The following is a 22,976-nucleotide window of genomic DNA, read 5'->3' as shown; positions in this document are numbered from 1 at the left end:
GCTGACTGGGGCCGTGCCCGCGAGGGGCCCGCCCGGGGCCCGTCACCCCGGGGCATGGTCAACCTAGCCGGACCCCGCGCGCTTGGCAACGGCGCGGGGGGCCGGTTCGCGAGTGCGGCAGGGGCGGCCCGTGCCGGCCGCCGCCAGTGGGTTCAGGCCGCGAGTTCGGCGAGCGTGCGCTCGGCGCGCTCACGCACGCCCGCGGCGCTCGGCCCGCCCGCGAGGATCTCGCGGCTCGACGTCCCCAGCACCTGCGGGTAGGCGGCGCCGAAGGTCTCGCGCAGGACGGCGGCCGTCGCGCCCTGGGCGCCGAGGCCCGGGGCGAGGATCGGGCCACCCATCGCGGCGAGGTCGAGGCCGAGGCGGCCGACGGCGTCGCCCACCGTCGCGCCGACCACGAGCCCGACGGAACCCTGGCCCGCCGCGGACGCGGCGTAGCGCCTGTTCTCCGCGGCGGCGGCCTCGGCGATGCGCCGAGCGACGGAGCCGTCCGGACCCCCGCCGCCGACGTGCTGCACCGACGCGCCCTCGGGGTTCGAGGTCAGCGCGAGGACGAACGCGCCGCGGCCGGTCTCGGCCGCGAGGTCGAGGGCCGGGCGCAGCGACTCGAAGCCGAGGTACGGGCTCAGGGTCACGGCGTCGGCCGCGAGCGGGGAGCCCTCGCGCAGCCACGCGTCCGCGTACGCCGCCATGGTCGAGCCGATGTCCCCGCGCTTGGCATCGGCGATCGTGAGCAGGCCGGCATCCGCCGAGGCCGCGAGGAGCTCCTCGAGCACCGCGATGCCGGCCGAGCCGTGCCGCTCATAGAGCGCGACCTGCGGCTTGAGCGCGGCCGCGACCGGGGCGACCGCCTCGACGACGGTGAGCGAGAAGCGGCGCAGCCCGTCGGCGTCGTCCGCGAGCCCCCACGCCGCGAGCAGCGAGGGGTGCGGGTCGACGCCGACGCACAGCGGGCCGCGCTCGGCGACGGCGTCGCCGAGACGCTCCCCGAAGGGGGCACGGTGCACGGCGGCGGTCTCCGCCGGCACGCTGGGCGCGTCAGGCACCGGCGACCCCAGTCGCCGAGGACACCGTCGCAGCCGGCGCCGCCTGCGCCGCGCCGGGCTCGCCGCGCACCGCCGCCGCGTGCTCCTGGAGGCTCGTGACGCTCCACTCGAAGCTGCGCATGGCCTCGATCGCGAGGACCGCGAAGTTGAACTCCGCGACCGTCGTGATGCATGGCTTGCCGTTCGACGTCGCGGCGGCGCGGATCTCGTAGCCGTCACCGCGCGCGGCCCCGCCCGAGGGCGTGTTGAAGACCATGTCGATCCCGCCGTCGTTGATGAGGTCGACGATCGTGCCCTCGCCCCCATCCACGCCGGCAGGGCCGGGACCCTCGCCGACCTTGCGCACCACCGTGGCCTGGATGCCGTTGCGGCGCAGGACGGCGGCCGTTCCCCCGGTCGAGAGGATCTCGAAGCCGAGGTCCGCGAGCTTCTTCACGCCGAGGATCACGGAGCGCTTGTCGCGGTTCGCGACCGAGACGAACACGCGGCCCGACGTCGGCAGGGCGTTGTTGGCCCCCGCCTGGCTCTTCGCAAACGCCGTGTCGAAGTGCTTGTCGATGCCCATGACCTCGCCGGTCGAGCGCATCTCGGGACCGAGCAGGCTGTCCACGACCGTGCCCTCGGGGGTGCGGAACCGGCTGAACGGCAGCACGGCCTCCTTCACGGCGACCGGGGCGTTGACCGGCACGTGTGCGCCGTCGCCCTCCTCGGGCAGCATGCGGTACGCGGTGCGCAGCTGGTTGATGGTCACGCCGGTGCCGATGAGCGCGGCGGCCTTCGCGAGCTGAACACCCGTGGCCTTCGAGACGAAGGGAACGGTGCGGGAGGCGCGCGGGTTGGCCTCGAGCACGTAGAGGACGTCCGAGGCGAGCGCGAACTGGATGTTGATGAGGCCGCGGACGCCGACGCCCTGCGCGATCGCCTCCGTGGCGGTGCGCACACGCTCGACGACGTTCTCCCCGAGCGTCACGGGCGGCAGGACGCACGCGGAGTCGCCCGAGTGGATGCCGGCCTCCTCGATGTGCTCCATGATGCCGCCGAGGTAGAGGTCACGCCCGTCGTAGAGGGCGTCGACGTCGATCTCGACGGCGTCCTCGAGGAAGCGGTCGATGAGGACCGGGTGGTCCGGGGTGATCTCGGTCGCGTTGGCGATGTACCGGGAGAGGTTGGCCTCGTCGTAGACGATCTCCATGCCGCGGCCGCCGAGCACGTAGGACGGGCGTACGAGGACCGGGTAGCCGATCTCGTCCGCAATCCGCTTGGCCTCCTCGAAGGACACCGCCGTGCCGTTCTTCGGGGAGATCAGCCCGGCGTCGTCGAGGACCTTGGCGAAGGCGCCGCGGTGCTCGGCGAGGTCGATCGCCTCGGGCGAGGTGCCGAGGATCGGCACGCCGGCGTCGGCGAGCTGCTGGGCGAGCTTGAGCGGGGTCTGGCCGCCGAGCTGGACGAAGACGCCCAGGACGCCGCCCGTGCGCTCCTCGGCCGCGATGACCTCGAGCACGTCCTCGAGCGTGAGCGGCTCGAAGTACAGGCGGGTCGAGACGTCGTAGTCGGTCGAGACCGTCTCCGGGTTGCAGTTGACCATGACCGTCTCGTACCCGGCCTTGCGCAGGGCCATGGAGGCGTGCACGCACGAGTAGTCGAACTCGATGCCCTGGCCGATGCGGTTCGGGCCGGAGCCGAGGATGATGACCGAGGGCTTCGCGTGCAGGCCCACCTCGTCCTCCTCGTCGTAGGACGAGTAGTGGTACGGGGTGTAGGCAGCGAACTCGGCCGCGCACGTGTCCACGGTCTTGTAGACGGGGCGGACGCCGAGGGCCTGCCGCACGCCGCGCACGACGGCTGCGGTCGAGTGCGTGAGCGCGGCGATCTGCTCGTCGGAGAAGCCGTGGCGCTTGGCCAGGCGGAGGGTCTCCTCGGTCAGCGCTGAGGACGCCTTGATCTCGGCCGCGACCTCGTTGAGCAGCTGCAGCTGGTCGAGGAACCACGGGTCGATGCCCGTCGCCGCGTAGAGCTCGTCGACGCTCGCTCCGCCGAGGAGGGCCCGCTGCACCTGGGCGAGGCGGTCGGTCGTGGGGCGCTTGGCCTGCTCGACGAGCTCGGGGACCTCGTACTCCGGCACGGAGGAGAAGTCGAGCTGGGCGCCCTTCTGCTCGAGCGAGCGGAGCGCCTTCTGCAGGGCCTCGGTGAAGTTGCGGCCCAGGGCCATGGCCTCGCCGACGCTCTTCATGGTCGTGGTGAGCGTCGGGTCCGCGGCCGGGAACTTCTCGAACGCGAACCGCGGGACCTTGACGACGACGTAGTCCAGGGTCGGCTCGAAGCTCGCCGGCGTCTTCTGGGTGATGTCGTTGGGGATCTCGTCCAGCGTGTAGCCGAGCGAGAGCTTCGTGGCGATCTTCGCGATCGCGAAGCCCGTGGCCTTCGACGCGAGCGCCGAGGAGCGGGACACGCGCGGGTTCATCTCGATGACGACGACGCGGCCCGTCTTCGGATCGACGGCGAACTGGATGTTGCACCCGCCCGTGTCGACGCCGACCTCGCGGATGACGGCGATCGCGACGTCGCGCAGCTTCTGGTACTCGCGGTCGGTCAGGGTCAGGGCCGGGGCGACCGTGATCGAGTCGCCGGTGTGGACGCCGACCGGGTCGAAGTTCTCGATCGAGCACACGACCACGACGTTGTCGTTCTTGTCGCGCATCATCTCGAGCTCGTACTCCTTCCAGCCGAGGATGCTCTCCTCGAGGAGCACCTCGGTCGTCGGGCTGTACTGGAGGCCCTGGCCGACGATCCGGCGCAGGTCGGATTCGTCGTAGGCCAGGCCGGAGCCCAGGCCGCCCATCGTGAAGGACGGCCGGACGACCATCGGGTAGCCGAGGTCCTCGGCCGCGGCGAGGGCCTCGTCCATGGTGTGGATGATGTGGCTCTTGGCGCTCTCGGCGCCGCAGCGCTCGACGACGCCCTTGAACTTCTCGCGGTCCTCGCCGAGCTCGATCGCGGCGATGTTCGCGCCGATGAGCTCGACGTCGTACTTCGCGAGCACGCCGGCCTTGTCGAGCGCGATCGCGGTGTTGAGCGCGGTCTGCCCGCCGAGGGTCGGCAGGACGGCGTCCGGGCGCTCCTTGGCGATGATCTTCTCGACGACGTCGGGGGTGATCGGCTCGACGTAGGTCGCGTCGGCGAACTCCGGGTCGGTCATGATCGTGGCCGGGTTGGAGTTGACGAGGATGACCCGCAGGCCCTCCTCCTTGAGCACGCGCAGCGCCTGCGTGCCGGAGTAGTCGAACTCGGCGGCCTGGCCGATGACGATCGGGCCGGACCCGATGACGAGGACGCTCTTGAGATCCGTACGCTTCGGCATTACTTCGCTTCCTCGGTCTCGGGGGTGCGGGGGGTGGCTGACGTGGACTGTTCCATCAGGTCGATGAAGCGGTCGAAGAGGTACGCGGCGTCGTGCGGGCCGGCCGCGGCCTCGGGGTGGTACTGGACCGAGAAGGCCGGGATGTCGAGGCACGCGAGGCCCTCGACGACCTGGTCGTTGAGGCTGATGTGCGAGACCTCGACGCGGCCGTAGCGCTCCTCCGGGGCCACGGGGGCGCCGTCGAGCGGGGCGTCCACGGCGAAGCCGTGGTTCTGGCTCGTGATCTCGACCTTGCCCGTGCGGCGGTCCATGACCGGCTGGTTGATCCCGCGGTGGCCGTAGCGCAGCTTGTAGGTGCCGAAGCCGAGGGCCCGGCCGAGGATCTGGTTGCCGAAGCAGATGCCGAAGTAGGGCAGGCGGCTGTCCAGGACCTGGCGCAGGAGCCCGACCTGGGCGTCCGCCGTCGCGGGGTCGCCGGGGCCGTTGGACATGAAGAACCCGTCCGGGCGGACCGCCTCGACGTCCTCGAGCGTCGCCGTGGCCGGCAGGACGTGCACGCGCACGCCGCGCTCGGCGAACCGGTGCGGGGTCATGGACTTGATGCCGAGGTCGATCGCGGCGATCGTGAAGCGCGGCTCGCCGTCCCAGCCGTGGTCGGCGGGCTCGACCGTGTAGGCCGTGTCGATGCTGACCTCCTCGGCCAGGCGCGAGCCCTCCATGGGAAGCGAGGCGAGCACCGTCTCGAGCAGCTCGGCGTCGCTGCGCCGGGCGGCGTCGCCGGAGAAGATGCCGGCGCGCATGGTCTTGTGCTCGCGCAGGTGGCGCGTGATGGCTCGGGTGTCGACCCCCTGGATGCCGACGATCCCCTGCTCCTCGAGCTCCGTATCGAGGCTGCGCTCGCTGCGCCAGTTCGAGGGGAGCCGCGCGGGGTCGCGGACCACGTACCCGGCGACCCAGATCCGGCGGGACTCGGCGTCCTCGCCGTTGACGCCCGTGTTGCCGATGTGCGGCGCGGTCTGCACCACGATCTGGCGGGCGTACGAGGGATCGGTGATGGTCTCCTGGTAGCCGGTCATGCCGGTCGCGAAGACCGCCTCGCCGAGGCTCGTGCCGACGGCCCCGTAGCTGTGGCCGCGGAACGCGCGCCCGTCCTCCAGGACGAGCACGGCCGGCTGCCGTGTCGTGGCCGTCCGCAGGTTCGTACCCTTCTCAGTCACTGCTCACTCTTTCCCTCGCCGTCGCCGTCACGCGGCGCGGTCCGTACCAAATCCCCGATTGCTGCCACGAGGGCATTCTTCTCCTGTGCGTAGCGCGGCCGGAACCCCGTGTCCACGGCCGTGCCTCCGAGGCGCCAGGACACGACCACGAGCCCGCCCTCCTCGACGAACTTCCCGGCCATGCCCGCCTCGAGCCGGACGCCGTCCAGGTCGCCCGCGGAGATGAACACGTCCGGCGCGCCGGAGCGCTCGAGCACGAGCCCGGCGTCGTGCACGACGGCGTCCGCGGCCGTGCGCACGCCGAGCCTGTGCACGGCGATCCGGTCCAGCCAGTCGCCCGCGCCCGTCGTGACGACGTACTGCCCGCTGCAGCGCAGCCGCTCCGCCCCGAGGCCCGCCGCGTCCGGCACGGGCGCCGGTGCCGCGATCCCGGACTGCCGGCGCAGCCTCCCCCGCCAGCCGACGAGGACGAGCCCCATCAGCGCGAGGGCGAGGGCCAGCATGAGCAGGCCCGGGCCGAGACGCTCCATCAGCGCGCCCCGGCGGACTCGGCCGCCGGGTGGGGCGTGTTGAGGGCACCGTCCAGGACGGTCGGATGCCCCGCGTAGAACGTCGCGACGACCCGGCCCGGCAGCTCGCGGCCCGCGAAGGGCGAGTTGCGCCCCTTCGTGGCCTGCACGGCAGGGTCCACCGTCCAGCGGGCGGCAGGGTCGACGAGCGTCAGGTGCGCGGGCTCGCCCGCCGCGATCGGTCGGCCCTGGTCGGCCACGCGGCCGATGCGCGCAGGCACCTCGGACATCGTCCGCGCGACGTCGCGCCACGTCATGAGGCCGCTCTCGACCATCGTGTGCTGCACGACGCTCAACGCGGTCTCGAGCCCGGTCATGCCCATCGCCGCCTGCGCCCACTCGCACTCCTTGTGCTCGCTCGGGTGCGGGGCGTGGTCGGTGCCGACGACGTCGATCGTGCCGTCGGCGAGGGCCGCGCGGAGAGCCTGCACGTCGTCGTCCGTGCGCAGCGGCGGGTTGACCTTGTAGACCGGGTTGTAGGTGCGCGCGAGCTCGTCGGTGAGCCACAGGTGGTGCGGCGTGACCTCGGCGGTGACGTCGATCCCGCGCGCCTTGGCCCAGCGGATGATCTCGACCGAGCCGGCCGTCGAGACGTGGCACACGTGCAGTCGCGAGCCGACGTGCGCAGCGAGCAGGACGTCGCGGGCGATGATGCTCTCCTCGGCCACGGCAGGCCAGCCCGGGAGGCCGAGCACGGCGGAGACGATGCCCTCATTCATCTGGGCCCCGGCCGTGAGGCGCGGCTCCTGCGCGTGCTGGGCCACGACGCCGTCGAACGCCTTGACGTACTCGAGGGCGCGGCGCATGAGCACGGGGTCGTGCACGCAGATGCCGTCGTCCGAGAACATGCGCACGGCCGCCGCGGAGTCGGCCATGGCGCCGAGCTCGGCGAGCTGCTCGCCCGCGAGGCCCACGGTCACGGCGCCGACGGGCCGGACCTCGGCCCAGCCGGCGCGGCGGCCGAGGGTCTGGACCTGCTCGACGACGCCGGCGGTGTCCGCGACGGGGTTGCTGTTGGCCATTGCGTGCACGGCGGTGTAGCCGCCGAGCGCCGCGGCGCGGGTTCCGGTCTCGACCGTCTCGGCGTCTTCGCGGCCGGGCTCGCGCAGGTGCGTGTGGACGTCGACGAGGCCGGGCAGGGCGACGAGTCCGTCGGCGTCGACGACGGACGCGCCCGAGGCGTCCAGACCCGTGCCCACCTCGGCGATGCGCCCGTCGGCGACGAGGATGTCCGCCGTCCGCTCGCCGTAGAGGGAGGCGCCGGAGAGGAGGAAGCGGGTCGGCTCGGTCATGATGCGCTCTCCTTGGCGTGGGCGGCGGTGGCGTCCTGGGCGTAGAGGCCCGAGGACAGGAGCAGGTAGAGGACGGCCATGCGCACCGAGACGCCATTGGCGACCTGGCGCAGCACCTGGGAGCGTGCCGAGTCGGCCGCCGTCGAGGAGATCTCGAGCCCGCGGACCATGGGTCCGGGGTGCAGGATCACGGTGTCCGCGAGGCCGAGCTCGGCCAGACGCGCGAAGCGCTCGTCGCCGAGCCCCCACCGGCGCGAGTACTCGCCCGTGGAGGGGAAGTAGGAGGCATTCATGCGCTCGGCCTGGACGCGGAGCATCATGATGGCGTCGGGCTTGGCGTCGATGGCCTCGTCGAAGTCGTAGGCGACCGTGCACGGCCAGTGCTCGACGCCGATCGGCAGGAGCGTGGGCGGGGCCACGAGGGTCACCTGCGCGCCGAGGGTCGTGAGGAGCCACACGTTCGAGCGGGCGACGCGCGAGTGCAGGACGTCCCCGACGATCGTCACCTTGGCCCCGGCGAGGTCCGTCCCGCCCGAGGGCGTGCCCGCGAGCTTCGCCCAGTGCCGGCGCAGCGTGAACGCGTCGAGGAGCGCCTGGGTGGGGTGCTCATGCGTGCCGTCGCCGGCGTTGACGACGGCGGCGCTGATCCAGTCGGTCGTCGCGAGCCGCTGCGCCGCGCCGGAGGCGGGGTGGCGGATGACGACGGCGTCCGCGCCGATGGCCTCGAGGGTCTGCGCCGTGTCCTTGAGCGATTCGCCCTTCGACACCGAGGAACCCTTCGCGGCGAAGTTGATGACGTCCGCCGAGAGCCGCTTCGCCGCGGCCTCGAAGGAGATGCGCGTGCGGGTCGAGTCCTCGAAGAAGAGGTTGACGACGGTGCGGCCCCGCAGGGCGGGGAGCTTCTTGACCTCGCGGTCGTTGACGGCGCTCATCTCCTCGGCCGTGTCGAGGATCCGGATCGCGTCCGCGCGGGAGAGGTCGTGGGTCGAGAGCAGGTGCCTCACCTGGCCTCCTCCTGCGCGGGGAGTGACTCGATGGCGACGAGGTCCTCCGCGAAGCCGGCCCCGGCGTCGACCTCGGCGAGGCGGACGCGGACCTTCTCGGCCCGGGAGGTGGGGAGGTTCTTGCCCACGTGGTCCGCGCGGATGGGCAGCTCCCGGTGGCCGCGGTCGACCAGGACGGCGAGCCGGACGCTGCGGGGGCGGCCGAGGTCCACGATCGCATCCAGCGCGGCCCGGATGGTGCGCCCGGAGAAGAGGACGTCGTCGACGAGGACCACGACGCGGTCGTCGATGCCGCCCGCAGGCAGGACGGTCCGGGCCGGCGGGCGGGTGGGCTGGCGCGCGAGGTCGTCGCGGAACATCGTGATGTCGAGCTGGCCGACGATGCGCTCGGGGTCGACGGCGGGGTCGGCCGCGGCGAGCTTGGCCGCGAGCCGGACGGCGAGGGGGTAGCCCCTGCGCGGGATGCCGAGGAGGACGAGTCCCTCCGGGCCCTTGTTGGCCTCGAGGATCTCGTGCGCGATGCGCGTGAGCGCCCGGTCGATGTCGCCGGCGCTCAGGACGATGCGGCGCATGCCGCCGTCACCCTGTTGTTCTGCAGGGGCAGTTGCCACAGCAGACCCCTTTCCCCGCCTCACAGGACGGAATTAAAAAGGACAGACTGTCCCTCCACGCTACCACAGGGGATCGCCCCGGATTCCGCGGCTGTCAGAGCCGTCACGGCCCCACGGCGGGGTCGGCGGGCCTAGCCTTGAGGCATGACGAGCAACCAGCCGGGCCCGTGGCAGGCACCCGACGATCCCGACGGATTCGTGCCGCCCCCGCGCTATCCTCAGCCGCAGGGGCCACGGCCCCCGGAGGGGACGACAGAGCCGCCCCGGAGGGAGTCACGAAGGGAGCCGCGGCCGGCCGCGGTTCCCCATCCGAAGGCCACGCGTCCGCCCGCCTCGGCTCCCGCGGCCCGGGCCATCCCCACGCTCCCCGGGCGGGCGCCCATGGCCCCGGGACTGCTCGTGCTGCTCGTCGCCGGGGCCGTGCTCGTCGTGGGCAGCCTCGCGCTGGTCGTGCCGTTCCTCGTCGGCGCGACCGGCAGCGGCGGACTCACCGTCGGCTTCGTGCTCTCGCTCTTCCCCCTGGGCGTCGTGCTGCTCGCGGTCCTCGCCGTCGACCGCTGGGAGCCGGAGCCGCGCGGGCTCCTCGTCTTCGCGCTCGCGTGGGGCGCCGCCGTCGCGGTCGCGGCCACGACCCTCCTCCAGCCGCTCTTCATGGCCGCCTTCGGCCCGCCCGGGGCGAATGAGGCCAGGACCATGGAGTTCATGGCCACGGTGCAGGCGCCGATCGTCGAGGAGGTGGCCAAGGGCCTCGGGCTGCTCATCCTGATACTGGCGGCCCGCAAGTACTTCGACGGGCCCGTGGACGGGATCGTCTTCGGCATGACGATCGCCGCGGGCTTCGCCTTCACCGAGAACATCCTGTACTTCGGCCGGCTCTACGAGCAGACCCAGGGCTCCGCGGCCTCGCTCGCCGTCGTCTTCACCCTGCGCGGCGTGCTGTCCCCCTTCGCTCACGCGATGTTCACGGGCGCGACGGGACTCGTCATGGGGCTCGCCGCGCGGCGCTGGAGCCCGTGGCTCGCCGTCGTGTCCTTCGGCGTCGGGCTCGTCCCCGCGATGCTCCTGCACAACATCTGGAACGGGGCCGGGGAGGACTTCTTCATCCTCTACGCCGTCGTGCAGATCCCGCTCTTCGCGGCCTCCGTCGTCGGCGTCTACCTCCTGCGCCGGGCCGACGCGCGGCTCACCCACCGCCGGCTCGTCGAGTATGCCGAGGCCGGCTGGTTCACGCCCCTCGAGGTCGACATGCTCGCGACGCCGCGGGGCCGCTCCGCGGGCCTGCGCTGGGCCGCCTCGGTGGGACGGCGGGCGCAGATGGTTCAGTTCATCCGCGCCGCGACGGATCTTGCCTCCACGCGCCAGCGCGTGCTGAGCGGCCGGGAGGTCGCCGGGCATGCGAGCACGGAGCGGGCCCTGCTCGATCGGGTCGTCCAGCTGCGCGCCGCCGTGACCGGCATCCCGGCCCATCAGCGGCCGTTGTGAGCTGATGCCCGGCCAGGGCATTGCCCGGGCAGCGCGGCGAAGGGCCCCGCGGGTGCGGGGCCCTTCGCTGGCGTCTTGGGGCCGCCTCGGCGCCGGCTCAGGCGAGGAGCGTCGGCTTGAGCTGCTGGATCCGGCCGAGCAGGCCGTTGACGAAGGCCGGCGAGTCGTCCGTCGAGAGCGTCCGGGCCAGGGCCACGGCCTCGCTCACGGCGACCCCGTCCGGGACGTCGTCGTTGAACAGGAGCTCCCATGCGCCGACGCGCAGGATCACGCGGTCGACGGCGGGCATGCGCTCGAGCGTCCAGCCCTGGGCGTAGGTGCTCAGGATCTCGTCGATCTGGCCCTGCTTGGCGATGACGCCGTCCACGAGCTGGACGGTGTACGGGTTGATCAGCTGCTCGGTGTTGTCCCGGCGGCGCTGGATGACCTCAGACACCGTGGCGGAGCGCTGCTCCGCTTCGAAGAGGATCTCGACGGCCCGCGAGCGGGCCTTGCCACGGGCACTCACTAGTCGTTGACACGTCCCAGGTAGCTGCCGTCGCGGGTGTCGACCTTGACCTTGGTGCCGGTCTCGAGGAAGAGCGGGACCTGGATCTCGTAGCCGGTCTCGACGGTGGCGGGCTTGGTGCCGGCGGAGGAGCGGTCGCCCTGGAGGCCCGGCTCGGTGTAGGTGATCTCGAGCACGACGCTCGGCGGGAGCTCGATGTAGAGCGGGGCGCCGTCGTGCAGCGCGATGAGGACCGTCTGGTTCTCCAGCATGAAGTTCGCGGCGTCGCCCACGGTCTCGCCTGAGACGTGCAGCTGGTCGTAGGTGTCCGTGTCCATGAACACGAAGTCCTCGCCGTCCTTGTACAGGTACTGGTAGTCGCGGCGGTCCACGGTCGCGGTGTCGACCTTCGTGCCGGCGTTGAACGTCTTGTCGACGACCTTGCCCGAGAGGACGTTGCGCAGCTTCGTGCGCACGAAGGCACCGCCCTTGCCCGGCTTGACGTGCTGGAACTCGATGACGTTCCACAGCTGGCCGTCCAGGTTCAGCACGGTGCCGTTCTTGATGTCGTTGGTGGTTGCCACGAAAAGCCTCTCTGGTCTGCGGTCTGGGAGAAGTCCGCAGACCATTCTACAAGCGAATCACCAGGCGAAAGGGCGCCCGCCGGTCTCAGCCCTGGGCGCCCAGGAGCTCGCGCGCGCGGCCCAGGGCCACGGTCGTGGAGTAGATGAGGCTCGCGTCGGCGGCCTGGGCGACGCGCAGGTCGAGGGCCTTGGAGAACGCGGACTCGGCGGCGGCATACTGCCCGCGCGAGAACTGGATCTTGCCGAGGTACTGGTAGACGACCGCCTCGCGCGGGGTCCCCTTGGTCTCCGCGAGGAGCTGCTGGGCCCGCTCGACGGCGCGGTCGTTGCGGTTCCCGGCGCGCATGACGTCGAGCTCGAGGACCTTGAGCTGGAACGACTCGGGATCCTGGTAGCGGGCCTCGACGATGATCTCCGCCGCGCTGTTGACGTGCCCGCGCGCGAGCTCGACGATCGCGCGGTCGGCGGGCTCGTCGCTCGTGGAGAGCGCCGCCTCGCAGCGCTCCTCGTCGACGATCTCCGCGCTGAGGGTCTCGGGGTTGACGGCGAGACCGGGGAATCCGGCGTCGGGCCATTCGCGCCGTTCGAGGATCATGCTGCCGTTCCCTCTGACCCCTCGGAGATTTCCTGGTAGGCCGCGAAGAGCAGGGACGTATCCGGGACCTCGAGGATCCCGGGCTTGGCCACGTCGTCGAGCACGACGAAGCGCAGGAGGTCCCCCCGGGACTTCTTGTCCCGGCGCATCCCGTCGAGCAGCGCCTGCCAGCGGTCCCCGCGGTACGAGGTGGGCAGGCCGAGCGAGGCGAGGATCGTCCGGTGCCGGTCGGCGACCTCGTCGCTGAGCCGCCCCACGCTGCGGGCGAGCTCGGCGGCGAACATCATCCCGACGCTCACGGCGGCACCGTGGCGCCACGAGTAGCGCTCGGCGAGCTCGATCGCGTGGCCGAGGGTGTGCCCGTAGTTGAGGATCTCGCGCAGCCCGGACTCCTTGAGGTCCGAGGACACGACGCGCGCCTTGACCGCGATGGCCCGCTCGATGAGCTCCCGCACGGTCTCGGACGCGGGATCCGCGACGGCCTCCGGGTCGGCCTCGATGAGCTCGAGGATCCGCGGGTCGGCGATGAAGCCGCACTTGACGACCTCCGCCATTCCCGAGACAAGCTCGTTGCGCGGCAGGGTCGCGAGGGCGTCAAGGTCGGCCAGGACGGCGGCGGGCGGGTGGAACGCGCCGACGAGGTTCTTGCCCTCGGCGGTGTTGATGCCCGTCTTGCCGCCGACGGCGGCGTCGACCATGCCGAGGAGGCTCGTCGGGAGGTGGACGACGCGGACCCCGCGCAGCCATGTCGCGGCGACGAAGCCCGCGAGGTCGGTCACCGCTCCCCCGCCGACGGAGACGATCGCGTCCGAGCGCGTGAAGTCGTTCTGCCCGAGGACCTGCCAGCAGAAGGAGGCCACCTGGATGTGCTTGCCCTCCTCGGCGTCCGGGATCTCGGCGGTGAGCGCCGTGAAGCCGTCCGCCGCGAGGGACTCGCGCACGGCGTCGCCGGTCGCGCGCAGGGCGCGCGGGTGGATGACGAGGACGCGGCGCACGCGCTCGCCGAGGATGGGCGCGAGCCGGTCGAGGAGCCCGTGCCCGACGACGACGTCGTAGTTCTCGGCGGGGCTGCTCCCCGTGACCTTGATGACCGCAGCGTCGCTGCTCATGCCTGCACTCCCTCGTCGATGTCGCACAGGCTGGCGGCGATCTCGGCCGCGACGTCCTGCGCCGTCCCACGCCCGGTGTCCACGCTCAGGGTCGCGAGCGATTCGAACACGGGGCGGCGGCGCTCCATGAGCGCCTTCCAGCTGCCCTCGGCGTCCCCGTGCAGGAGCGGCCGGTCGTCGCTGCCGACCAGGCGCGGGGCGACGTCCTCCCACGAGGCCCTCAGGTACACCCGATGCGCACCGCCGAGGCGGGATCGCGTCTCCTCGCGCAGGACGGCGCCGCCGCCGAGCGCGAGGACGAGGCCCGCCGGGTGCTCGCCGCCGAGGATCCGGGCGATCACGGCGGCCTCCGCCTCGCGGAAGCCCTCCTCGCCGTGCACGGCGAAGATCTCCGGGATCGGCCCGTGCTCGGCCACGACGAGCGCGTCGGTGTCCACGAACTCTGCACCGGTGAGCTCGGCGAGGGCCACGCCCACGGAGGTCTTGCCGGCGGCCATGGGCCCGAACAGCACGACGGGCCGGTCCAGCCGGCGCCGGGTCCGGGTCATCCGGCCACCGAGTCGAGGCTCGCCGGGATGGCCTCGAGGTATGACTCGACGTTGCGGCGCGTCTCGGCCACCGAGTCGCCGCCGAATTTCTCGAGCACGGCCTGGGCCAGGACGAGCGCGACCATGGCCTCGGCCACGACGCCGGCAGCGGGCACGGCGCACACGTCGGAGCGCTGGTGGTGGGCCTTGGCCGGCTCCCCGGTCGCGACGTCGATCGTGCGCAGGGCGCGCGGGACGGTCGCGATGGGCTTCATGGCCGCGCGCACGCGCAGCACGTCGCCGATGCTCATGCCGCCCTCGATGCCGCCGGCGCGGTTGGTCGAACGGATGATCTTGCCCGAAGCGTCGCGGACGATCTCGTCGTGCGCGGCCGAGCCGCGGCGCGCGGCGGTGCGGAAGCCGTCGCCCACCTCGACGCCCTTGATCGCCTGGATGCCCATGAGCGCCGCGGCGAGCCGCGCGTCGAGCCGCCGGTCCCAGTGCACGTAGCTGCCGAGCCCGGGCGGGAGGCCGTAGGCGAGGACCTCGACGACGCCGCCGAGGGTCTCGCCCTCCTTGTGGGCGGCGTCAACCTCGGCGACCATCGCGGTCGAGGTCTCGGCGTGGAAGCAGCGCAGGGGGTCCGCGTCGAGGGCCTCGACGTCGGAGGGCAGCGGGAGCGGCGCCTCCTCGGGGACCGCCACGCCGGCGATCTGGGTCGTGTGGCTCACGAGCTCGATGCCGAGCGAACGCAGGAGGGCCGCGGCAGCAGTGCCGAGCGCGACCCGGGTCGCGGTCTCGCGCGCAGAGGCGCGCTCGAGGACCGGGCGGGCCTCGTCGAAGCCGTACTTCTGCATGCCCGTGAAGTCCGCGTGGCCCGGGCGCGGGCGAGTCAGCGGCGCATTGCGGGCCTGGCCCTCGAGCTCGGCCGCGTCGACCGGGTCGGCGGCCATGATCTGCTCCCACTTGGGCCACTCGGTGTTGGCCACCTGGATGGCCACGGGGCCGCCCTGGGTAAGGCCATGCCGGACGCCGCCGATGATGGTGACCTCGTCCTGCTCGAACTTCATGCGCGCGCCGCGGCCGTAGCCGAGACGACGGCGCGCGAGAGACCGCCGGATGTCCTCGCTCGTGAGCTCCACGCCCGCGGGGAGTCCCTCGACGATTCCTACGAGTGCCGGGCCATGCGACTCACCGGCGGTCAACCAACGCAACATATCTTCCATCCTGCCACGGGGGCCCGCTACGCCGTGCGGCGCGGGACACCGACTGAGTCGCACATCACATCTGTGACGCGCGGTGAGCGGGCCTCCTCGCGGCCCGTGAAGAGCACGACCTGCTCGACGGCCTGGTACACGAGCATCTCGAGCCCGTGCAGCACGGTTCCGCCCCGGGCCTCCCAGACCCGCCCGAGATCGCTGGGCCACGGGTCGTAGGCGACGTCGAGCAGGACCCGGGGGGCGCCGTCGTCCGTCGCCGGGAGCTCCGGCACGTCAGCGAGGTGCGCCGCGAGCCCGTCCGCCGCACGGGGCGGCAGAGTGCTGACGGCGACGTCGGCGGACGCGAGCCGTCCGGCCGCGGCCTCGATGTCCTCGACCCGGACGTCGAGCCCGAGCCGCTCGGCGAGCCCGACGGCCTCGCCCGCGCGGGCGGGATCCCGGACGAGGAAGGTCACGCGGCGTGCGTGCATCTGCTTCATGGCCGCCACGGCGGCGAGGGCGGTGTTGCCCGCCCCCACGATGACCGGGGCGCCGGCGGAGGACACCCCCGCGTGGCGGAACGCCTCGACGATCCCGGCGACGTCGGTGTTGTGCCCCACGAGCACGGGCCCCGCGGCGGAGTCCTCGACGACGACGGTGTTGAGCACGCCCAGCTCGGCGGCGAGCCCCTCGAGCCGGTCGACGAGGGGCACGAACGCGGACTTGAGCGGCATCGTGACGGACAGCCCGCGCCAGCCGGGCTCGGTGCGGACCCGCCGCGCGAAGTCCGCGAGGCCCTCCTCGGTCACGTCGAAGCGCGTGTAGTCCATCTCGACGCCCAGCAGGGCATAGGCGGCGCGGTGCAGCGCCGGCGACTTCGAGTGTCCGATCGGGTGGCCCAGGACGGCCGCGCGCGCGGCCCCAGGCTCTTCTGTCACTGGCACTTCCCCGCATTCGCCTGGCACCAGCGCTCGTACTCCCGCGCGTAGCCGAGGTGCTCGGCGTACGTCCTGGAGAACTTGGTCTCGCCCGAGTCGAGGTTCACCGTCACCCAGTACAGGTAGTCGTTCGCCGTGGGACTCGCGGCGGCCTTGATCGCCGTCGCGCCCGGCGACCCGATCGGCCCGGCCGGGAGGCCCGTGCGAGCGTACGTGTTGTACGGGTTCGAGGCGTCCGCCTTCTCTTCCTCGGTGATGTTGTAGCTCTTGCGGCCGAGGCCGTAGGTGACGGTGGCATCCGACTGGATGAGGCCACTCGTCTCGGGATTGGGCTTGAGGCGGTTGTACACCGCGCCCGCGACGTTGCCGTAGTCCGCGCGGCCGCCCTCGGCCTGGACGATGCTCGCGATGGTGAGCACCTCGTACTGCTTCGCGGGGTCCGTGACGCCCGCGGAAGTGAGCGTGTCGAGGGTCGTGCCCACGAGCTTCGCGAGGATGTCCTTCGGGCTCGTGCCGATCGGGAAGCGGTACTCGCCAGGGGCGAGGTAGCCCTCGAGGTTCTTGGCCTGGGCGGGGAGCCCGAACTGCGCCGGCTGGGCGTTGAGCGCGTCGAGCTCCTTCCGGTCGACCGAGCCCGACGCGGCGATCGCGTCGAGCGACTCGCCCACCCGCAGGCCCGCGTTGAGCGCGAAGTAGAGGACCTTCTCGCCCGCGCTCCCGGCAAGGATCTGCGCGGCGTCCTTAGCCCGCATCTCCTTCTTGAGGGTGAAGTCGCCGGGGTGCAGGCTCGCCCCCGTGGCGGCGAACTCCTTGAGGAACGTCTTGGCGTCGGCGACGATGCCCTGCTTCTCGAGGCTGTTGGCCACGGCCGCCGGGCCGGAGCCCGCCTGGACGGTCACGACGACCTCGTCCGTTCCGGGCCCGGGATAGTCGCTCACGCGGTCGAGCCCGAGGATCGGGGCGAGGAACTGGATGCCGACGAGGGCGGCGCCGACGAAGAGGGCGATCGCGAGGCCCAGCCCGATGATGACGCGCAGCCGCCGGTTGCGGCGCCGCGGGGCCGGGGCGACGGGCTCGCCGAAGACCTCGTGCATCGCGTCGGCATGCCCGTGGCCGTAGTGGTCGTCGGCCGCATGCCTCCCGTCGTGATGGGCCTGCTCCGCAGCGAAGGCCTGCGTGTGCAGCGGTCCGGTGTGCAGCGGCTCCTCGTGGACGTAGTCGGCGTCCGCGGCCGTGTCCGGATCGGCGACGGCAGCCGATGCGTGGGCGGCGTGCGCGCCGTGGGCGCGGTGCGAGCCGCCCGCCGTCTCCGGCTCGGCGGGTGCCTGCGCGGCGAACCGCTGGGCCGCGAAGGGGAAGATGTGCCGGCCGCCGGCGTCGGTGGCCGGCACGGCCGCGGGGACGCGGCTGACTGGCCTGGTCGCGGGGGCCTCGCCCGCTGGGGCCTCGCCCGCGGGCTCCGGGGCCTCCGGGGCCGGGACGGCGGGCGCGCTGCGGCGGACGACAGCGGGCATGAAGGCCGTTGCAGGCGACGCCGCGGGGACGGGTGCGGGGAGCGCGGCCGCGCCGTCGGACGGTGCGTCCGCGGCGGTCGGGCCCGGCTGGGCCGGCTCGGCGGACTGGGTCTGGGGCTGGGCCTGGGGCCGGGCGGACCGGGGAGCCGGGGCCGCGGCGGAGGAGCCCGCCGACGACGGGTACGAGCCCCAGCCCATCGAGGCCGACGTCGGGGACCCGGCGGGCACCGGCGCGGGGACGCCGGCGCCGGGGGTGCTCTCGGCGGACGCCGCGCGGCGGGGGCGGAGCCCGTCATGCCGGGCTGGGGTGCCCTGCACCCCGTCGGCGGGCGGCGCGCTCGGCACCGCCGTGACCGGCTGAGGGGGCGTGACCGCCTCGGCCGCGGCCGCGGGCGGAACGGCCATCGTCGGTCCCGTCGGGGTGGGACGCGTGCTCGCCGAGGGGTTCGCGGGCGGCGCGCTGGCCGCCGCGGCGCGGGGGAAGGCGGACGGCGGCGGCGTGTGGGCCCGCCGCTGCGGGGCCAGCATGCGCTGCTGCGCCTCCTGCTGGGCTCGCTCGCGCTCACGCAGTTCTCGGCGCGTCAGGGGCCGTTCGGGCACGGCAGGTGTCGTGTTCTCCTTCGGGTCCATCCTCGCTAGCCTCTCATGTCTGAGTCGTCGCCACGGATTTCCCCACTCCGCGTGCCGGGCGCGGCCACCGCCGTGCCTGCCGCACCCCGACCGCGGATCAGGTCCAGTGCGTGCTGGAGGATGCCGACCGCGGCCACTTGGTCCACCACTCTACGGTGTTCGCGAGAGCCGAGGCCAGCCGCGTGAAGGCTGCGGTGCGCCTCGACGGTGGTGAGGCGCTCGTCGACGAGACGCACCTCGCATTCGCTGCCGGCGTCAGCGAGCCGCTGGGCCAGCGTGGCGGCGAAGTCACGGGCGAGCTGGGCGGATTCGCCCTCGCGGCCCGAGAGCAGGCGCGGCAGGCCGACGTAGGCTTCGATCGCGCCGCGCTCGAGGGCCTCGCGCACGATCACCGCGATATCCGTGTTCCCCTTCCGGTCCCGCTTGAGCGTCGCGAGCGGGGTCGGCAGGATGCCGTCGGCGTCGCACACCGCGACGCCGACGCGCACCGTCCCCACGTCGGCCGCGAGGCGCACGCCGCGCCGGAACACGGGCACACTGCTGTCATCGGCAGCCACAGGCACGCGACCCTAGCGCTGCGCGACGGCGTCGGCCACGGCGGCCAGCGCGTCGACGATCTTCGCCGGGTCGGTCCCGCCGCCCTGCGCAACATCGTCCTTGCCGCCGCCTCCGCCGCCGAGGATCCCCGCGGCGGTGCGCACGAGGGCACCGGCCTTCACGCCGGCCGCGCGGGCCTCCTCGTTCGTTGCGACGAGAACGGCGGGACGGCCCTTCGCGACGCCGGCCACGGCCACGGTGGCAGGCTGGGCGCCGAGCCGGGCGCGCAGGTCGAGCGCGAGGGCGCGGAGCTCGTCCGCGGAGCCGAGCTCCCCGGCGTCGTGCGTGATGAGGCGCACCCCGGCGACGTCCTTCGCGGACCCCACGAGCGCGGCCGCGGAAGCCGTGAGCTTCTCCTTGCGCAGGCGCTCGAGTTCCTTCTCCGCGGCCCTGAGCTTGTCCAGAGTCGCGGAGATGCGCTCGGTGAGCTGGCCGGCGGGGACCTTGAAGATCTCCGTCAGCTCCGACACAAGGGCGCGCTCGGCGGCCTGGTGGCGGAAGGCATCGAGGCCCACGAACGCCTCGACGCGGCGGTTGCCGGACCCGACCGACTGCTCGCCGAGCAGCGTGAGGGAGCCGATGAGCGCCGTCGTATCGACGTGCGTGCCGCCGCACAGCTCCATGGACCACGGGCCGTTGATCTCGACGACGCGCACGCGGGAGCCGTAGTTCTCGCCGAAGAGGGCCATCGCGCCGGCCGCCTTGGCCTCCGCGAACGGCATCTCCGCGGTGTTGACCGTGAAGTTGTCGCGGATCGCGAGGTTCGCGACCTCCTCGATCTCGCTCTTGGACGCACCCGAGAGCTGCTCGCCCCATGCGAAGTCGAACCGGAGGTAGCCGGCCTTGTTGAACGAGCCGCGCTGGACGGCCTCGGGGCCGAGGATCTGGCGCAGGGCGGCGTGCACGAGGTGCGTCGCGGTGTGGGCCTGCTCGGCGGCGTGCCGGCGCTCGCGGTCGACGGCGGTGCGCACGAGGGCGTCGGAGTGCAGCTCGCCCTCGCGGACCACCGCCTTGTGCACGCTCAGGCCCTTGACCGGGCGCTGGACGTCGAGGACCTCGACGACGAAGCCGTCGCCCGTGATGATGCCCGTGTCGGCGGCCTGACCACCGGCCTCGGCGTAGAACGGCGTCTCCTCGAGCACGATCTCGACCTCGCTGCCCGTCCCGACGCGGGCCACGCGCGAGCCGCCCGCGACGAGGCCGCGAATGCGCGACTCGCCCTCGAGCCCGGTGTAGCCCGTGAAGACGGTCTGGCCGTCTGCGAGGAGCTCCTGGAACACGCTGAGGTCGGCGTGCCCGCTCTTCTTCTCCTTCGCGTCGGCGCGGGCGCGCTGGCGCTGGTCCTCCATGAGGGCCCGGAACCCGGCCTCGTCGACGGCGACCCCGGCCTCCTCGGCCATCTCGAGGGTCAGGTCGATCGGGAAGCCGTACGTGTCGTGGAGCGTGAAGGCCTCCTCGCCGCTGAGCTTGGAGCCCGCGGACTTGGAGGCCGCCACGGCCTCGTCGAGGCGCGCCGTGCCGGCCGCGATCGTGCGCAGGAAGGCCTTCTCCTCGCCGTACGCGATGCGGCTGATCCGGTCGAAGTCCTTCTCGACCTGCGGGTACACGCCCTTCATCGCGTCCCGCGAGGCCGGGAGCAGCTCGGGCAGGACGGGCTTCTCGACGCCGAGGAGCCGCATAGCGCGCACGGCGCGGCGGATGAGGCGGCGCAGGACGTAGCCGCGGCCCTCGTTGGAGGGCGTGACGCCGTCGGCGATGAGCATGAGGGCGCTGCGGACGTGGTCGGCCACGACGCGCATCCGGACGTCGTCCACGTGGTGCGGGTCGTCGTCCGACTCCGCGGAGGTGTACTCCTTGCCCGAGAGCTCCGCTGCCCTGTCGATGACAGGGCGCACCTGGTCGGTCTCGTACATGTTCTCGACGCCCTGGAGGATCATCGCGAGGCGCTCCATGCCGAGGCCCGTGTCGATGTTCTTCTTGGGCAGCTCGCCCAGGATCGTGAAGTCGGTCTTCGAGCGCACGTTGTCGATCTGGTACTGCATGAACACGAGGTTCCAGATCTCGATGTACCGGTTGTCGTCGACGGCGGGGCCGCCCTCAGGGCCGTAGGCCGGGCCGCGGTCGTAGTAGATCTCGGAGCAGGGGCCGGCCGGTCCGGGCTGGCCGGTCGACCAGTAGTTGTCGCTCTTGCCCATGCGCTGGATGCGCTCGGCCGGGATCGAGGTGTTCTCGAGCCAGAGGCGCTCGGCCTCGTCGTCCTCTTCGTAGACGGTGACCCAGAGCTTCTCGGCGGGAAGGCCGTAGCCGCCGTCGTCGACGCTCCTGGTCAGGAGCTCGAATGCGAACCTGATGGCGTCCTGCTTGAAGTAGTCGCCGAAGGAGAAGTTGCCGCACATCTGGAAGAACGTGCCGTGGCGGGCGGTCTTCCCGACCTCCTCGATGTCCCCCGTGCGGATGCACTTTTGCACGCTCGTCGCGCGCGGGAACGGCGGCTCTTCGCGGGCGGTCAGGTACGGGATGAACGGGACCATGCCCGCGACCGTGAACAGGAGGGAGGGATCGCTGGACACGAGCGACGCCGAGGGCACCGCCGTGTGCCCCTTGCTGACGAAGTAGTCGATCCAGCGTCGGGTGATCTCGTGCGACTTCATGCTGTGTGCTTCAACCTTCCGGGTTCTGACGCGCCCGTGCGCGCAGCGTGTGGCGCCCGGGCCCACGGCCCCGCCACGAGAGTCAATTCTAAGTGCCGTGCCTAGGAGTCGAGCCCGAGTCCGCTGCGCAGCTCGGTCTCCCGCTCCGCCATGCCCGCGCGGACCTGGTCTGCGAAATGGGCGATGCTGTCGGCGAGCTCGCCGACGGCGCGGTTCAGGCCGCCGGGCGAGGCCAGGGAGCGGGCCTCGATGACCTTCTGGCACGCGATGGCCCCGATGGCCACCCCGACGCCGAGCCAGACAATGCGCTTCATGGGTTCCTTCCCGTTCTTCGGCTGCGCGGGTGTCAGCGGCTCCGCCGGCCGGACCGGCGCGGCCTGGGCTGGGACAGGGCGGACCGGACGCCGTAGGAGAACGCTGCGACCTTCACGAGCGGCGAGCCGACGGTCGCGGCCACGAGGGAGGAAAGCGCGGAGACGTTGGCCGTCGCGTCCGAGACGTTCGCGGCGATGCCGTCGACCTTCTTGAGCTGGCCGTGCGTCGTCGTGACCGTCGCGGTGACCTCGTCCATGAGCGGGGTCGCGCCGTCGGCCAGGCTGCGGATGGACCCCCGCAGCTCGTCCAGGACCCTCCCGAGCTTGAGGATGGGCACCGCGAGCAGGGCCACGAGCACGGCGAAGACCCCCGCCGCGATGAGCCCTGCGATATCGCCTCCGGACACAGATTCCTCCCGTTCGTCCGAGCCTTCTTGCCATGGCCTGCGCCGTCGGTGCGGCGGGCCTCTTGGCTACCTTACACACGCGAGGAGCCCGCGGCTCGTGCCACGGGCTCCTCGTGCTGGTGCCCCCGCCTGAGCCCAGGCGGGAGGCGGATCAGCGGGCGTAGTACTCGACGACGAGCTGCTCTTCGCAGGTCACGGGGACCTCGGAGCGCTTCGGGCGGCGCACGAGGCGGGCCTGGAGCGACTCGAGCTTGACGTCCAGGTAGCCCGGGACGGCCGGGAGGACGTCGCGGTGGGCGCCGGCAGCGGCGACCTGGAACGGAGCCATGGTCTCGGAGCGCTCGTGCACGCCGATGAGCTGGCCCTCGGCGACGCGGAACGACGGGCGGTCGACGCGCTTGCCGTCCACGGTGATGTGGCGGTGCACGACGAGCTGGCGGGCCTGGGAGATCGTGCGGGCGAAGCCGGCACGGAGCACGAGGGCGTCGAGGCGCATCTCGAGGAGCTCGATGAGGTTCTCACCGGTGAGGCCCTTGGTGCGCTTGGCCTCCTCGAAGGCGCGGGTCATCTGCGCCTCGCGGATGCCGTACTGGGCGCGGAGGCGCTGCTTCTCGCGGAGGCGGACTGCGTAGTCCGAGTCCTGCTTCTTGCGGGCGCGGCCGTGCTCACCGGGGCCGTACGGGCGGCGCTCCATGTACTTGGCGGCCTTGGGGGTGAGGGCGAGGCCGAGAGAGCGCGAGAGGCGCGTCTGACGGCGGGCACGAGTGCTCGACACGTGTGTCCTTTCATACTGCCGCGGCATCGGATCACTGGCCTCCCGAGGTGGAGAGCGTTGGCCCGCGGCT

General features: G+C 72.6%; 21 protein-coding genes. 1 reads left to right on the top strand and 20 read right to left on the bottom strand.

Annotation, left to right across the window (positions count from 1 at the left end; all coding sequences use genetic code 11):
* Positions 1 to 152: 152 nt before the first annotated feature.
* Genes pyrF through pyrR form a run of 7 tightly spaced genes read right to left on the bottom strand, consistent with a single transcriptional unit; the run spans position 153 to position 9,058 of the window.
* Positions 153 to 1,046: an orotidine-5'-phosphate decarboxylase gene (gene pyrF, locus BV907_RS01525; RefSeq protein WP_077487874.1), complete on the bottom strand. Its 894-nt coding sequence runs from the start codon at positions 1,044 to 1,046 to the stop codon at positions 153 to 155.
* The gene (gene carB / locus BV907_RS01520) at positions 1,039 to 4,404 is read right to left on the bottom strand and encodes a carbamoyl-phosphate synthase large subunit (RefSeq protein ID WP_077487873.1); all 3,366 of its coding nucleotides are present in this window, start codon (positions 4,402 to 4,404) and stop codon (positions 1,039 to 1,041) included. The genes pyrF and carB overlap by 8 nt, the downstream gene beginning before the upstream one ends.
* Entirely contained in the window at positions 4,404 to 5,621 is a 1,218-nt protein-coding gene (gene carA / locus BV907_RS01515; protein ID WP_077487872.1) for a glutamine-hydrolyzing carbamoyl-phosphate synthase small subunit, read from the bottom strand. The genes carB and carA overlap by 1 nt, the downstream gene beginning before the upstream one ends.
* Positions 5,618 to 6,151: a PH-like domain-containing protein gene (locus BV907_RS01510; protein WP_077487871.1), complete on the bottom strand. Its 534-nt coding sequence runs from the start codon at positions 6,149 to 6,151 to the stop codon at positions 5,618 to 5,620. The genes carA and BV907_RS01510 overlap by 4 nt, the downstream gene beginning before the upstream one ends.
* Positions 6,151 to 7,482: a dihydroorotase gene (locus BV907_RS01505; RefSeq protein ID WP_077487870.1), complete on the bottom strand. Its 1,332-nt coding sequence runs from the start codon at positions 7,480 to 7,482 to the stop codon at positions 6,151 to 6,153. Before BV907_RS01505 ends, BV907_RS01510 begins: the two co-directional genes overlap by 1 nt.
* A complete protein-coding gene (locus BV907_RS01500) occupies positions 7,479 to 8,486 on the bottom strand; it encodes an aspartate carbamoyltransferase catalytic subunit (protein WP_077487869.1) in 1,008 nt (335 codons plus the stop codon). Before BV907_RS01500 ends, BV907_RS01505 begins: the two co-directional genes overlap by 4 nt.
* The gene (gene pyrR / locus BV907_RS01495; RefSeq protein ID WP_077487868.1) at positions 8,483 to 9,058 is read right to left on the bottom strand and encodes a bifunctional pyr operon transcriptional regulator/uracil phosphoribosyltransferase PyrR; all 576 of its coding nucleotides are present in this window, start codon (positions 9,056 to 9,058) and stop codon (positions 8,483 to 8,485) included. The genes BV907_RS01500 and pyrR overlap by 4 nt, the downstream gene beginning before the upstream one ends.
* A 420-nt stretch (positions 9,059 to 9,478) precedes the next feature.
* Here pyrR and BV907_RS01490 point away from each other — a divergent pair, with 420 nt between their 5' ends.
* The gene (locus tag BV907_RS01490; RefSeq protein ID WP_245827717.1) at positions 9,479 to 10,579 is read left to right on the top strand and encodes a PrsW family intramembrane metalloprotease; all 1,101 of its coding nucleotides are present in this window, start codon (positions 9,479 to 9,481) and stop codon (positions 10,577 to 10,579) included.
* Between the two features lie 97 nt (positions 10,580 to 10,676).
* Here BV907_RS01490 and nusB read toward each other — a convergent pair whose 3' ends face one another.
* From nusB to rpsD, 13 genes are all read right to left on the bottom strand, one after another.
* The gene (nusB, locus tag BV907_RS01485; protein ID WP_077487866.1) at positions 10,677 to 11,087 is read right to left on the bottom strand and encodes a transcription antitermination factor NusB; all 411 of its coding nucleotides are present in this window, start codon (positions 11,085 to 11,087) and stop codon (positions 10,677 to 10,679) included.
* On the bottom strand, positions 11,087 to 11,650 hold the full coding sequence (gene efp, locus BV907_RS01480) for an elongation factor P (RefSeq protein WP_077487865.1): 564 nt from the start codon (positions 11,648 to 11,650) through the stop codon (positions 11,087 to 11,089). Before efp ends, nusB begins: the two co-directional genes overlap by 1 nt.
* A gap of 85 nt (positions 11,651 to 11,735) precedes the next feature.
* Positions 11,736 to 12,245, bottom strand: a complete 510-nt coding sequence (locus tag BV907_RS01475) for a tetratricopeptide repeat protein (RefSeq protein WP_077487864.1) — start codon at positions 12,243 to 12,245, stop codon at positions 11,736 to 11,738.
* Positions 12,242 to 13,354, bottom strand: coding sequence for a 3-dehydroquinate synthase (gene aroB / locus BV907_RS01470; protein ID WP_077487863.1), 1,113 nt, complete (start codon positions 13,352 to 13,354; stop codon positions 12,242 to 12,244). The genes BV907_RS01475 and aroB overlap by 4 nt, the downstream gene beginning before the upstream one ends.
* A complete protein-coding gene (locus BV907_RS01465) occupies positions 13,351 to 13,902 on the bottom strand; it encodes a shikimate kinase (protein ID WP_077487862.1) in 552 nt (183 codons plus the stop codon). The genes aroB and BV907_RS01465 overlap by 4 nt, the downstream gene beginning before the upstream one ends.
* The gene (gene aroC, locus BV907_RS01460) at positions 13,899 to 15,098 is read right to left on the bottom strand and encodes a chorismate synthase (RefSeq protein ID WP_077487861.1); all 1,200 of its coding nucleotides are present in this window, start codon (positions 15,096 to 15,098) and stop codon (positions 13,899 to 13,901) included. Before aroC ends, BV907_RS01465 begins: the two co-directional genes overlap by 4 nt.
* A gap of 26 nt (positions 15,099 to 15,124) precedes the next feature.
* On the bottom strand, positions 15,125 to 16,018 hold the full coding sequence (locus BV907_RS01455; protein ID WP_139346539.1) for a shikimate dehydrogenase: 894 nt from the start codon (positions 16,016 to 16,018) through the stop codon (positions 15,125 to 15,127).
* Positions 16,015 to 18,162, bottom strand: coding sequence for an endolytic transglycosylase MltG (gene mltG, locus BV907_RS18145; protein ID WP_245827716.1), 2,148 nt, complete (start codon positions 18,160 to 18,162; stop codon positions 16,015 to 16,017). The genes BV907_RS01455 and mltG overlap by 4 nt, the downstream gene beginning before the upstream one ends.
* A 5-nt stretch (positions 18,163 to 18,167) precedes the next feature.
* The gene (ruvX, locus tag BV907_RS01445) at positions 18,168 to 18,719 is read right to left on the bottom strand and encodes a Holliday junction resolvase RuvX (protein WP_245827715.1); all 552 of its coding nucleotides are present in this window, start codon (positions 18,717 to 18,719) and stop codon (positions 18,168 to 18,170) included.
* 12 nt (positions 18,720 to 18,731) lie between these two features.
* Complete coding sequence (alaS, locus tag BV907_RS01440; RefSeq protein ID WP_077487858.1) at positions 18,732 to 21,410, bottom strand: alanine--tRNA ligase; 2,679 nt, start codon at positions 21,408 to 21,410, stop codon at positions 18,732 to 18,734.
* 101 nt (positions 21,411 to 21,511) lie between these two features.
* Positions 21,512 to 21,724: a hypothetical protein gene (locus tag BV907_RS01435; RefSeq protein WP_077487857.1), complete on the bottom strand. Its 213-nt coding sequence runs from the start codon at positions 21,722 to 21,724 to the stop codon at positions 21,512 to 21,514.
* Positions 21,725 to 21,756: 32 nt separating this feature from the next.
* Positions 21,757 to 22,131: a DUF948 domain-containing protein gene (locus BV907_RS01430; protein WP_077487856.1), complete on the bottom strand. Its 375-nt coding sequence runs from the start codon at positions 22,129 to 22,131 to the stop codon at positions 21,757 to 21,759.
* 151 nt (positions 22,132 to 22,282) lie between these two features.
* Complete coding sequence (rpsD, locus tag BV907_RS01425) at positions 22,283 to 22,906, bottom strand: 30S ribosomal protein S4 (protein WP_245827714.1); 624 nt, start codon at positions 22,904 to 22,906, stop codon at positions 22,283 to 22,285.
* Between the last annotated feature and the right edge of the window lie 70 nt (positions 22,907 to 22,976).

It is taken from the genome of Sinomonas mesophila (genome assembly GCF_001999765.1).
Taxonomy (GTDB): Bacteria; Actinomycetota; Actinomycetes; order Actinomycetales; family Micrococcaceae; genus Sinomonas; species Sinomonas mesophila.
This window is presented reverse-complemented; position numbering and strand designations above follow the sequence as displayed.

Bases quoted from the DNA above. Each gene is read 5' to 3' on its own strand.
- BV907_RS01475 (WP_077487864.1), bottom strand. From the start codon at position 12,245: ATGATCCTCGAACGGCGCGAATGGCCCGACGCCGGATTCCCCGGTCTC.
- mltG (WP_245827716.1), bottom strand. From the start codon at position 18,162: ATGGACCCGAAGGAGAACACGACACCTGCCGTGCCCGAACGGCCCCTG.
- aroB (WP_077487863.1), bottom strand. From the start codon at position 13,354: ATGAGCAGCGACGCTGCGGTCATCAAGGTCACGGGGAGCAGCCCCGCC.
- BV907_RS01505 (WP_077487870.1), bottom strand. From the start codon at position 7,482: ATGACCGAGCCGACCCGCTTCCTCCTCTCCGGCGCCTCCCTCTACGGC.
- pyrR (WP_077487868.1), bottom strand. From the start codon at position 9,058: ATGCGCCGCATCGTCCTGAGCGCCGGCGACATCGACCGGGCGCTCACG.
- carB (WP_077487873.1), bottom strand. From the start codon at position 4,404: ATGCCGAAGCGTACGGATCTCAAGAGCGTCCTCGTCATCGGGTCCGGC.
- aroC (WP_077487861.1), bottom strand. From the start codon at position 15,098: ATGTTGCGTTGGTTGACCGCCGGTGAGTCGCATGGCCCGGCACTCGTA.
- alaS (WP_077487858.1), bottom strand. From the start codon at position 21,410: ATGAAGTCGCACGAGATCACCCGACGCTGGATCGACTACTTCGTCAGC.
- BV907_RS01510 (WP_077487871.1), bottom strand. From the start codon at position 6,151: ATGGAGCGTCTCGGCCCGGGCCTGCTCATGCTGGCCCTCGCCCTCGCG.
- BV907_RS01490 (WP_245827717.1), top strand. From the start codon at position 9,479: ATGGCCCCGGGACTGCTCGTGCTGCTCGTCGCCGGGGCCGTGCTCGTC.
- BV907_RS01435 (WP_077487857.1), bottom strand. From the start codon at position 21,724: ATGAAGCGCATTGTCTGGCTCGGCGTCGGGGTGGCCATCGGGGCCATC.
- BV907_RS01465 (WP_077487862.1), bottom strand. From the start codon at position 13,902: ATGACCCGGACCCGGCGCCGGCTGGACCGGCCCGTCGTGCTGTTCGGG.